The sequence below is a fragment of the Shewanella sp. CG12_big_fil_rev_8_21_14_0_65_47_15 genome, assembly GCF_002783505.1.
Classification (GTDB): domain Bacteria; phylum Pseudomonadota; class Gammaproteobacteria; order Enterobacterales; family Shewanellaceae; genus Shewanella.
Window position 1 is genome coordinate 1 of record NZ_PFGL01000006.1, and the last position, 11,326, is coordinate 11,326.

At 47.4% G+C, this 11,326-nt stretch carries 10 protein-coding genes and 1 pseudogene; 4 read left to right on the top strand and 7 right to left on the bottom strand.

What is annotated here, in order from left to right; all coding sequences use genetic code 11:
* Nucleotides 1-234, bottom strand: a pseudogene (locus tag COW15_RS02110) (IS110 family transposase); the annotation flags it as partial.
* A gap of 131 nt (nucleotides 235-365) precedes the next feature.
* Between COW15_RS02110 and COW15_RS02115 the strand changes: the two are divergent.
* A complete protein-coding gene (locus tag COW15_RS02115) occupies nucleotides 366-563 on the top strand; it encodes a hypothetical protein (RefSeq protein ID WP_293629392.1) in 198 nt (65 codons plus the stop codon).
* A 21-nt stretch (nucleotides 564-584) separates the two neighbouring features.
* Here COW15_RS02115 and dnaJ read toward each other — a convergent pair whose 3' ends face one another.
* Together dnaJ and dnaK are read right to left on the bottom strand one after the other, a co-directional pair.
* Nucleotides 585-1,721: a molecular chaperone DnaJ gene (gene dnaJ / locus COW15_RS02120; protein WP_293629393.1), complete on the bottom strand. Its 1,137-nt coding sequence runs from the start codon at nucleotides 1,719-1,721 to the stop codon at nucleotides 585-587.
* Nucleotides 1,722-1,830: 109 nt separating this feature from the next.
* A complete protein-coding gene (dnaK, locus tag COW15_RS02125) occupies nucleotides 1,831-3,750 on the bottom strand; it encodes a molecular chaperone DnaK (protein ID WP_293629394.1) in 1,920 nt (639 codons plus the stop codon).
* 294 nt (nucleotides 3,751-4,044) lie between these two features.
* On the opposite strand from dnaK, the gene COW15_RS02130 reads away from it, so the two are divergent.
* From COW15_RS02130 to COW15_RS02140, 3 genes are all read left to right on the top strand, one after another.
* The gene (locus COW15_RS02130) at nucleotides 4,045-4,965 is read left to right on the top strand and encodes a DMT family transporter (protein ID WP_293629395.1); all 921 of its coding nucleotides are present in this window, start codon (nucleotides 4,045-4,047) and stop codon (nucleotides 4,963-4,965) included.
* Nucleotides 4,966-5,063: 98 nt separating this feature from the next.
* Nucleotides 5,064-5,540 (top strand): Cys-tRNA(Pro) deacylase, encoded by a 477-nt coding sequence (gene ybaK / locus COW15_RS02135; RefSeq protein ID WP_293629396.1) that lies wholly within the window; start codon nucleotides 5,064-5,066, stop codon nucleotides 5,538-5,540.
* Nucleotides 5,541-5,660: 120 nt separating this feature from the next.
* Nucleotides 5,661-5,963 (top strand): hypothetical protein, encoded by a 303-nt coding sequence (locus COW15_RS02140; protein WP_293629397.1) that lies wholly within the window; start codon nucleotides 5,661-5,663, stop codon nucleotides 5,961-5,963.
* A gap of 131 nt (nucleotides 5,964-6,094) precedes the next feature.
* Here COW15_RS02140 and COW15_RS02145 read toward each other — a convergent pair whose 3' ends face one another.
* The 4 genes from COW15_RS02145 to COW15_RS02160 all read right to left on the bottom strand — a co-directional run bounded on the left by COW15_RS02145 (nucleotide 6,095) and on the right by COW15_RS02160 (nucleotide 10,457).
* Nucleotides 6,095-7,372: a glutamate-5-semialdehyde dehydrogenase gene (locus tag COW15_RS02145; RefSeq protein WP_293629398.1), complete on the bottom strand. Its 1,278-nt coding sequence runs from the start codon at nucleotides 7,370-7,372 to the stop codon at nucleotides 6,095-6,097.
* Between the two features lie 12 nt (nucleotides 7,373-7,384).
* Entirely contained in the window at nucleotides 7,385-8,503 is a 1,119-nt protein-coding gene (proB, locus tag COW15_RS02150) for a glutamate 5-kinase (RefSeq protein ID WP_293629400.1), read from the bottom strand.
* A 183-nt stretch (nucleotides 8,504-8,686) separates the two neighbouring features.
* Nucleotides 8,687-9,976 carry an NCS2 family permease gene (locus tag COW15_RS02155; RefSeq protein ID WP_293629402.1) on the bottom strand — a complete coding sequence of 430 codons (1,290 nt, stop codon included), beginning with the start codon at nucleotides 9,974-9,976 and terminating at the stop codon, nucleotides 8,687-8,689.
* 100 nt (nucleotides 9,977-10,076) lie between these two features.
* Entirely contained in the window at nucleotides 10,077-10,457 is a 381-nt protein-coding gene (locus COW15_RS02160; RefSeq protein ID WP_293629404.1) for a hypothetical protein, read from the bottom strand.
* Nucleotides 10,458-11,326: the final 869 nt, after the last annotated feature.

An 11,326-nucleotide genomic window follows, 5' to 3' on the forward strand; every position in this document is an offset into this window, starting at 1 on the left:
CATTCTGGCGGGGATAAGCTTGACGGTATGGCCGAGCTTTTCGATAGCCCGCCCCCAGTAATTAGCACTGTAACAGGCTTCCATCACCACTAATGTCGGTTCACATTGCCTAAGGGTATTGAGCAATGCAGAACGGTTGATTTTACGGTTAAAAGCAATCGTGCCATCTGGGTTAAATGCTGCTACTTGGAAGACAGTTTTTGCCAAATCAATGCTGATGAGTTTATAGTCCATATCGGTCACCTCGAGTCAGATTTTGTGCACCTAAATCATGGCACATTGCGATGCCGAGACCGAGGTGACCATCTCAGCAGGCGTAACATTTATCAGGTATACGCTGGACTTAAAAAGAATTAAGCACGGCCATGGAAGTGACCGTTGACGGCATGGATGCCGTCGTCGAGCCCTCAGGGATGAGTTCATGGCGAGTCACTGGAATGACTGTGCTTAATCAGTTACTGCGCACTACTCTCTCAAAATCTGAGCATTCAACCGAATATAAAAAAGCCCCGCTAGTGTTAAACACTGCGGGGCTTTATTTATCTAGTGCGCCGCTAACATAACAGCAGCGCCACTAGACCAAGTTAGCTATTCAGATCTTGAAAGAACTTCTTCACGCCATCGAAAAAACCCTCAGCCTTTGGGCTGTGCTTCTTTGACTCACCGGTTAAGGTGGCTTCAAATTCGCGTAACAGTTCTTTTTGACGATCGTTTAGGTTGACTGGGGTTTCCATCACCACTTTGCAGAGCAAGTCGCCTACCGCATGGCTGCGAACCGACTTGACGCCTTTGCCGCGTAAACGGAACATACGGCCCGTTTGCGTTTCGGCTGGGATCTTCAGGCTGACTTTGCCATCCAGTGTTGGCACTTCAATCTCGCCGCCTAGGGCCGCTTTACTGAAGGAAATCGGCACTTCGCAGTACAAATTGTTGCCATCACGGACGAAAATCGCATGCTCACGCACACTGACCTGCACATATAAATCCCCTGGAGGGGCGCCAAACTCACCCGCTTCGCCTTCACCCGCTAAACGAATACGGTCGCCCGTATCGACGCCGGCTGGGATCTTAACCGATAAGGTTTTGCTCTTTTCAACACGGCCATCGCCATGACACTTAGTGCAAGGATCTTTGATGATCTTGCCGCGACCATGACAGGTTGGACAGGGCTGCTGCACCGCGAAGAAACCTTGGCGCATTTGGACTTGGCCTTGGCCATGACAGGTGCCACAGGTGGTTGCTGAGGTGCCTTTTTTAGCGCCGCTACCGTCACACAGATCGCAGGTCGCCAATGTTGGGATGCGCAGTTCTTTGGTTAAACCTTTTACGGCTTCTTCCAGTGATAATTCTAGGTTGTAACGTAAATCTGAGCCGCGGGCCGCTTGGCGTTGACCGCCGCCACGACGTCCACCGCCGAAAATATCGCCAAAGACATCACCGAAAATATCGCCGAAATCGCCCTGCCCACCACCGTAACCACCGCCGCCACGATTAGGATCCACACCCGCATGACCAAATTGGTCGTAGGCCGCTTTTTTGTCGGCATCGGTGAGGATTTCATAGGCTTCCTTCACTTCTTTGAAGCTGGCCTCTGCGGCTTTGTCGCCTGGGTTGCGATCGGGGTGAAACTTCATGGCCAGACGTTTGTAGGCCTTTTTAATTTCACGTTCGCTGGTGTCTCGACTCACACCTAATACTTCGTAATAATCTCGCTTTGACATAATCTCATGCTTCTGGCTTAAGTTGAACGAACGGGCGTTAGGGTTCCCCCATAACGCCCGCCTAGAAATTAACGCTTTGAAATCAATCTATTTGATTGAAAACAAATCATTACTTCTTGTCGTCTTTCACTTCTTCAAATTCAGCATCGACAACATCATCGGCAGTAGCGTTAGACTGCTTGCCCGCATTGGCCTCTGCACCACCTTGGGTTTGAGCCTTAGCTTGGGCAATTTCCATCAGCTTAGCAGACGCTTCGATTAGCTCTTGAGTCGCCTTTTCGATGGCGTCTTTGTCGTTGCCTTTGCTGGCAGTGTCAACGGCGGCCATGGCAGCTTCGATCTTAGCCTTATCGTCTGCTGGCAGTGCATCGCCCGCTTCTTCAACTTGTTTCTTAGTTGCGTGAACTAAGCCGTCAGCTTGGTTGCGAGTTTGCACTAGCTCTTCAAACTTCTTGTCTTCTTCCGCGTGCGCTTCTGCGTCACGTACCATTTGTGCCACTTCTTCTTCGCTTAAACCAGAAGAAGCCTTGATGGTGATGTTTTGTTTCTTACCGGTTTTCTTGTCGGTCGCTGACACGTGCAGAATACCGTCGGCGTCGATATCGAACATCACTTCAATTTGTGGCATGCCACGTGGTGCGGCCTCAATACCGTCTAAGTTGAACTGACCTAATGACTTGTTCGCACTCGCTTGCTTACGCTCACCTTGCAACACGTGAATGGTCACGGCGCTTTGGTTGTCATCGGCGGTTGAGAACACTTGCTGTGCCTTAGTCGGAATAGTCGTGTTTTTCTCAATCAACTTAGTCATGACGCTGCCCATGGTTTCGATACCCAGAGACAGTGGTGTGACGTCTAACAGCAGAACGTCTTTCACATCGCCTGACAGTACGCCCGCTTGAATCGCAGCACCTACGGCGACCGCTTCGTCTGGGTTAACGTCTTTACGTGGTTCTTTACCGAAGAAGTTTGTTACCGCTTCTTGAACCTTAGGCATACGGGTTTGACCACCGACCAGAATCACTTCATTGATGTCTGATACGGATAAATCAGCGTCAGCCAGGGCGACTTTTAGTGGCTCTAATGTACGAACGATCAAGTCTTCAACCAGTGATTCCAACTTAGCACGGGTGATTTTAACCACTAAGTGCTTAGGACCAGTCGCATCTGCCGTGATGTATGGCAGGTTAACTTCTGTTTGGTTAGTGCTTGAAAGCTCGATTTTCGCCTTTTCAGCCGATTCCTTTAGACGTTGCATTGCTAATGGATCTTTACGCAGATCTAAGCCTTGCTCTTTCTTGAACTCATCGGCTAAGTAGTTGATTAAACGGTTGTCAAAGTCTTCACCACCTAAGTGGGTGTCACCGTTAGTCGCCAATACTTCGAAGGTTTGATCGCCGTCGTTGCTGTCGATTTCGATGATAGAGATATCGAATGTACCGCCACCTAAGTCATATACTGCAACGACGTTGTCGCCTTGTTTCTTGTCGATACCGTAGGCTAATGCTGCAGCCGTCGGTTCGTTGATAATACGTTTAACTTCAAGACCCGCGATACGACCCGCATCTTTGGTGGCTTGACGTTGTGAATCGTTAAAGTAGGCAGGCACGGTAATTACCGCTTCTGTCACTTCTTCACCTAAAAAGTCTTCCGCTGTTTTCTTCATCTTTTTCAAGATTTCAGCAGAAACCTGTGGTGGTGCCATTTTGTTGCCACGGGATTCAACCCATGCGTCGCCGTTGTCGGCCGCAATGATTTTGAATGGCATGATGTTCACGTCACGTTGAACTTCGTCATCTTTAAAACGACGACCGATCAAACGCTTAATCGCGAAGAAAGTGTTGTTTGGGTTAGTCACAGCTTGGCGTTTTGCTGGTTGACCCACGATAGTTTCATCATCGGTATAAGCGATGATTGACGGGGTTGTACGATCGCCTTCAGCGTTCTCTAGTACGCGTGCTTTGCCACCATCGAGGACAGCTACACAAGAGTTTGTTGTGCCTAAGTCGATACCAATAATTTTACCCATGAGGTCCTCCGAAAAATTTCATTCAATCTAAATTTGTTAGTTGGTTGGTTTTGATATGGGGCCGGACGCATTGTTTATCAAGTCCATTGTTCGCCACCTTCTCTGCCTTAACACCTATATTGGGACAGGGAATTTAATTACAAGGGTGAACAAAAAAATTTTCTGATTTTATCTTTCACCCCTCTTGATTGTATAAAATATTCAAACAGACAAAATACACTTGCTTATCTGCCAAAGCTGTTATTCAATCTGCCCATATTCGGGCAGTGATTTCAGTGGGTAAGGTAATTAACAGTGCAGTCTTCAAATTTAGCGTACCTGTATGGCATGGGGGCGGTATTCCTTTGGTCGACAGTCGCCACCGCCTTTAAAATTGCCCTTGGATATTACAGTCCGTTGCAATTAGTATTTGTTGCCGTGCTCACTTCGATTGTTGCCCTTGGTGGTATCCTCGCCTGGCAAAAGAAGCTCGCTTTACTTAAACAACAGTTTTTACGCCGTCCCACCTTTTACCTCATCACAGGGCTAATCAATCCCTTTCTCTATTATGTGGTGCTGTTTAAGGCGTATTCTTTACTGCCCGCACAGCAGGCTCTGTCACTCAATTACACTTGGGCGGTGTTACTGCCACTGCTCGCCGCACCTTTGCTAAAACAACATTTGCGTAAGAGCGACATTGCGGCGGTGCTGATTGCCTACACTGGGGTGTTTATTATTGCTACTGGCGGAGATATCAGCGGTTTTCGCTTCGATAGTCCACTCGGGATTGGTCTTGCGCTGACCAGCACGCTACTTTGGTGCCTATATTGGATTGTGAATACTAAAGATCAAGGCGATCCCATCGTCAGCCTGCTACTGAGTTTTCTGATCGGTTTGCCCTTTATTGTGGTGACTCTGCTACTGACCGATACTTTGCCAAGTTTCAGCCCTAAAGCAGCAATGGCCGGGATATATGTGGGATTATTTGAGATGGGTATTACCTTTGTGCTCTGGCTAATGGCCCTAAAGACCGCCACACGCACGGCAAATATCAGCACCTTAGTCTTTCTATCCCCAGTCATGTCGATTGGTTTTATCGCGTGGATTTTACAGGAAACCATTGCGATAACGACCTATATCGGCCTTGGGTTTATTCTCTCGGGGATGATGTTGCAACAGCTGTTACCTAGGTATAGGGAGCGAAAGTCAAAAATAAACCCAAAACTTGCTGACTAGGGTTTAACTTTGGACCCAAGCGGCACAAAAAATGAAGCGGCTAACATTTTTACGCCGAATTAGCGGCTAATATCCCCATTTTTGCGAAGGAATATTGCATGACGCCTGCCGTCCGACTGGCTAAAAAAGCCAAGATTACATTTGAAATTTTAGAATACAGTCACGATCCCCATTGCGCCGCCTACGGTGAAGAGGCCGCCAATACCTTAGGGCTCGAACCTGCACAGGTATTTAAGACATTATTAGTTGCCGCGGATAAGGCCCACGCGCCACTCGCCGTTGCGTTAATCCCCGTCGATCATCAGCTTAATCTTAAAGCCGTGGCCAAAGCCTTAGGCCAGAAAAAGCTACAGATGGCCGATCCAGACCTTGCCCAAAAATCCTCAGGCTACCTTGTGGGCGGTATCAGTCCCTTAGCGCAAAAAAAACGGCTCCCGACTTTAATAGATCAAAGCGCGCTCACATTTGAAAAAATCTATGTCAGTGCTGGACGTCGCGGGTTGGAGATCTGTCTGCATGCCAATGATCTAGCCCAGCTATGTAAAGGCTCATTTGCCGATATCAAAACACTTTAAAAACGTTCGGAAAACCACCCAGCAATAGCCCTTTGAATCTATGTCTAGAAAGCGTTTGTAAAAGTGGATATTTCCATCTATAAATGGTATTGCCCAACAAAAAAGGCTAAGGACAGTCAGATGGAAAAATCAACGCAGTGGAGCCAAGAGGATAGTATAGGACCTATAGGCTGGGTCGCCATGTTGCTTTGCATTGCACTCTTTATCTATGAACATTTTTGGGGGAATGGTTTTACTACTATGGTAGTCATGCTCTACTGCACTTTTTTACTCCCCTCGGTATTACTCACCCGCAGAGTGCAAGAGAAGTACTTTATTTATACCTTGGAATACATTAAGGCCTTTCGTAAATTCACTATTGTTATGTCGGCGCTATTCTTCTGTCTTTGGTTGCTTGCCACCTATACGCCGCTTATCCATTGATAAAAACCTAAACTGGCGAACTACACAATTTATTGTCTAGTTATTCAGTTAGATAGCGCAAATAAAAAAGCCGTCGACACAATGCGTTAACGGCTTTTCTCTATTGGTTTTTGACTTTGAGCTTTTAATCGCTAAGTACGGCTAGTGTAATCGCCCCATGCTAACCATTTATACGTGGTTAACGCCTCAAGGCCCATTGGGCCGCGGGCGTGGAGCTTTTGCGTACTCACAGCCACTTCGGCGCCAAGGCCAAACTGACCGCCATCGGTAAAACGCGTGCTGGCATTGACATACACGGCCGCTGAGTTCACTTGGTTCATAAAGTGCGCCGCGGCGTGAATGTCATCGGTCAAAATCGCTTCCGAATGGCCACTCGAATATTGACGAATATGGCCAACGGCGGCGTCGATATCGCCCACCACTTTGATACCTAAGGTTAACGACAACCATTCGATGCCAAAATCCTCAGCCTTAGCGAGCGTCACATCGAAGCCTAAACCATCTAACAGAGCGAAACTTTGCTCACAGACTGAAAAACGCACGCCTAAACGATGCAGATACTCGGCAATTTGCGGCACAAAGGTGCTCGCCACATGCTCGTCCACCAACAAGGTATCGAGGGCATTACAGACGGTTGGACGTTGCACTTTAGCGTTAGCGATCACCTCTAAAGCCCGCTCAAGATCGGCATTTTTATCCACATATAAATGGCAAATACCTATGCCGCCTAAGATCACTGGAATCGTCGCCTGCTCGGCACATAGGCGCTGCAAGGCTTGGCCGCCACGGGGCACTATCATATCGACATATTGATCGAGCTTAAGCAGACCCGCCACCAGCGCTCTATCCGGTGAATCAATAAATTGCACCGCATCTATCGGTAAACCTTGGGCGACAATAGCACCGCGGATCACTTCGCTAATAAGCTTATTCGATTCAAGGGTTTCTTTACCGCCACGCAGGATCACCGCATTACCAGTTTTAAGGGCAAGCACCGCAATATCGACGGTCACATTAGGCCGAGCTTCATAGATAACACCGATCACCCCAAGCGGTACGCGGCGGCGAGTCAGCCTTAAACCGTTATCTAATAATTGACTGCCAAACTCTTCACCGACAGGATCGGCAAGGCGTACTACATCGCTGATATCACCAATAATACCTGCCAGACGCGCACCATCGAGTAACAATCTGTCGATCATCGCCTCCGTTAATCCATCGGCCTTAGCAGCGGCAACATCTTTAGCATTCGCGGCTAAAATCGCGGCGGTATTTTCCGTCAGCGCATCGGCGATGGCTTCGAGCAAATCAGCCTTTTGACTCGCCGTTAAGTTGGCCAAAGCATAACTTGCCTGTTTAGCATTTTGGCCAAGTTGCTGTAAATATTGCGCTTGATTAATTTGATTCAAAACAGACCTCGCTTATAAGACCACCATGTCGTTGCGGTGCACTATGGCATCACCATAATCGTAACCGAGCACAGACTCGATCTCGTCGGAATGTTTACCCGCAATCAAACCTAGGGCTTGACCACAATACCTCGTCATCCCCTTAGCAATCACTTTACCCTGTTGGTCGACCAATTGCAGCGTCGCACCGCGCTCAAATTCGCCTTTAACACTTACTATACCTTTAGATAATAGGCTACGACCCTTATCAGTCACGGCTTTTACCGCGCCCTCATCCAGCACTAGAGAACCTTGAGTCGCAGGGCCTGCTAGAATCCACTGTTTGCGGCTTTCGAGCGGGTTTTCAATCGCACTAAAATGAGTACCGACAGACTCTTTACCGACGACTTTCTTGATCACATCGGGATGATGGCCCGAGGCGATCACCACTTCGATGCCTGCACGGCGAGCAATATCGGCTGCCTCCAGTTTAGTCGACATTCCGCCCGTCCCTAAACCAGACACAGACCCGCCAGCCAGCATCCGCAGACTGTCGTCAATTTTAACAACTTGGGAGATCAATTTAGCATTGGGATTGGTGCGCGGATCGGCATCGAATAGTCCCTTCTGATCCGTCAATAAAATCAATAAGTCGGCATCGCACAACAGCGCGGCACGGGCCGATAAATTGTCGTTATCACCGACTTTGATCTCGTTGGTGGCGACGGCATCATTCTCGTTGATGATGGGAATGATGTTATTTGCCAACAAGGCATTGAGCGTATCGCGGGCATTGAGATAACGTTCCCTGTCCTGCAAGTCGGCACGGGTTAACAGGAGTTGCCCCACATGCAGCCCATAAATACTAAAGAGTTGTGACCAAGCGAGGATCAACTGACTTTGCCCGACAGCGGCTAACAATTGCTTGTTGGCCATAGTGTCGGGCAGTATCGGGTATTGGAGATGTTCACGTCCGGCGGCGATGGCGCCAGAGGTGCATAATACGACTTCGACCCCTGACTTCATCAGTGCGGCCATTTGACGGGCAAGTTCAACCATATGGGCTTTATCTAGCTGTTTACTGCCAGAGGTCAGCACACTCGTCCCCAATTTCACTACTACGCGGCGATACGCAATCTCACTTAAGTTCATTATTCATTTGTAAAAAATAACCGAACAATCCTTATACCTAATCCATTAGCCAATTGGTAGCGAGGAGCCCTTAAGTCACCATAAATTTTCTATTTGCTTGGGATAGCACATTAAAAAGGGTCATCCATTAGATGACCCTCAAAAATTAACCCCGCAACAGGCTATCTCGCTAACGGTTATTTATTAGCCATAAATGAATTTGGCCACAAATAATGCCGCCAAGACTATGATACCTAGGTTCAAATCACTAAAACGTCCCGTCAGTAACTTGATCGCTGCATAGGAGATAATGCCAAAGGCAATGCCAGTCGCAATTGAAAAGGTCAGCGGCATTAAAATACACACCACCACCACAGGGGCGGCTTCGGTCAAATCTTCCCATTCGACATGCACGAGTCCCGACATCATCAGAATCGCCACATAAAACAAGGTTCCCGCAGTCGCGTAGGCGGGGATCATGCCGGCAAGGGGTGATAAAAATAATGCCAAGACGAATAGCAATCCAACGATCACAGCGGTTAACCCCGTGCGGCCGCCCGCACTGACGCCTGCGGTACTCTCGATATAACTTGTCGTGGTTGATGTCCCCAACGCGGCGCCCGCAATAGTCGCTAAACTGTCAGCGGTTAAGGCACGATTTAAGCGTGGTAAACGCCCCTTCTCATCGAGAAAACCCCCGCGCTGCGCCACCGCAACTAAGGTGCCAGAGGTATCGAAGAGATCCACGAATAAGAAGGCAAACACCACAGATAACATGCTGACTTCAAAGACTTGGGATAAATCCATCGCCATAAATGTAGGTGCGATGGAGGGTGGCATAGATACAACGCCGTTGTAATGCACATCGCCAAATACCCATCCCAGCCCGGTGATAATCAGGATGCTTAAAATCACCGCCGATTTCATTCCCCTTTGCACCATGGCAATGATCAGGAAAAAGCCCAATACCGCCATCACTGCGGGAAAGGCGGTGATATCCCCCATAGTCACTAAGGTTGCAGGGCTTGCCACCACAATGCCCGCACTCTTAAGGCCAATTAGTGCGAGGAACAACCCAATACCCGCGGCGATACCTAAGCGTAATGACATGGGTATGCTATTCACAATCCATTCCCGTATACGAACTAAGGATAAGATTAAAAAGCAAATTCCCGAGAGGAAAACTGCGCCTAGAGCCGTCTCCCAGCTATACCCCATTTCCCCCACAACTGTGTAGGTAAAAAAGGCGTTAAGCCCCATGCCGGGCGCGAGGGCGATGGGATAATTCGCCATTAATCCCATCACTAAACAACCTACGGCGGCAGCTAAACAGGTCGCCACAAACACGGCACCATGGTCCATGCCCGCATCGGCCAACATCATTGGATTGACAAAAATGATGTAAGCCATAGTCATAAATGTTGTCAAGCCTGCTATCGCTTCCTGCTTGAGGCTCGTTTGATTTTGTTTAAGTTTGAACAGCTTTTCTAACATGGAACTGGGTTCCTTTTTATTTTGAGTAGGTAGGGTATAAAAATGTAAATGCTATGTAGCCGTGTTTTATTCGCAGGCGATTATAGGGAGTTTAGGCTGGTCAGGCCAGAAAATTGGCTGTGGGAAACACAAGTAACCATAAATCATTCGGTAAACGGCCGAGTGATCTATTCTGAACGCAAATGATGGAGAACCTTGCCATGACTACGCGGCCCAATAAAATTGATAAATATGCAAGGCCCACCTGATAATGTGCTAAAAATTGACTCAATACTTGTTTTCTCACCATTTCTGTCGCTTTGGAATGTTTCTGAGGATTGCCCAGTGCATACCAATAATCCCTGAGTGGCGCAGGCTCAACATACACTTCAACTTCTTCTCCTTTAAGCTCAATGTCACATTTATTAAAGAAGAAATCCCTCACCTCTGAGGAGCCGATTAACGCATGGGCAAATAAAAGAGCAATAAGCCTGCTCTTCACGATTTACATCACGAAAACTGAGTTCAGGAAACATACAAAACCACATCGCATTGATCATTTTAATGCGAAGTAAACTATACATCCCATGTTGAGATAGCAAGTGACAAAGCCATTTCCCCTTGATAAGGGCATCAATAGCAATTAATGATATTAATCAAAGGTATTTTCTAGCGGGGAGATTAAGAATGAGGACTGGCAATAGGCGCTTTATCACTTCTGATACGAACCGTTTATGCTCATTACCACAAGGCAAAACCGTTAAACGCTTAAGCAAAAAAAAAAGCCTGCTCAATGAGCAGGCAAAGACATATTTCAAGCGTCCCTTTCGGGGAAGTACATTACCGCGCTAGCGGGAAAAACCTGGCATACCCATGCAAAAACACCGATATGCTACTTGAGTCTAAACACGCCAAAAAAGGCGATACAAAGGTTGATGGATGATGGAAACTAAACGTTAAGGAGGGTTAGGCCTTAAAGCTCATGGCGAATAAACCGCCACGCAAAACATCAGTGTTGAACCAAGTGTTCTGCCAATAAAATGGGTTGTTGCCTGTATAAGACATAGTCAATACTCCTAAATAAGTTGTGATTAAGTGCTCTAGTGAAGCTTGGCTCGGTTCCTTGGAACTAGAGATTCTCAAATCCGTTGAGACGACTTGTCACTCGGGTCCTTGGAGAAAAATATCCATCCTGGATAGACTAGAGAGGAAAGGCTCAGTGCCTAATCCACGAAAGCTATTATATGGATTTGTAGTTTTATTACAACCTTTATTTGTATTTTTTTTAATTAATGCTTTTTAATGTAATTAAATTACATAATTACAGTGGGGTTAATGGCGATCCGCTTCACAAAAAAACAGAAATAATCC

Bases quoted from the DNA above. Each gene is read 5' to 3' on its own strand.
- COW15_RS02115 (WP_293629392.1), top strand. From the start codon at position 366: ATGGAAGTGACCGTTGACGGCATGGATGCCGTCGTCGAGCCCTCAGGG.
- dnaK (WP_293629394.1), bottom strand. From the start codon at position 3,750: ATGGGTAAAATTATTGGTATCGACTTAGGCACAACAAACTCTTGTGTA.
- COW15_RS02155 (WP_293629402.1), bottom strand. From the start codon at position 9,976: ATGTTAGAAAAGCTGTTCAAACTTAAACAAAATCAAACGAGCCTCAAG.
- COW15_RS02140 (WP_293629397.1), top strand. From the start codon at position 5,661: ATGGAAAAATCAACGCAGTGGAGCCAAGAGGATAGTATAGGACCTATA.
- dnaJ (WP_293629393.1), bottom strand. From the start codon at position 1,721: ATGTCAAAGCGAGATTATTACGAAGTATTAGGTGTGAGTCGAGACACC.
- proB (WP_293629400.1), bottom strand. From the start codon at position 8,503: ATGAACTTAAGTGAGATTGCGTATCGCCGCGTAGTAGTGAAATTGGGG.
- ybaK (WP_293629396.1), top strand. From the start codon at position 5,064: ATGACGCCTGCCGTCCGACTGGCTAAAAAAGCCAAGATTACATTTGAA.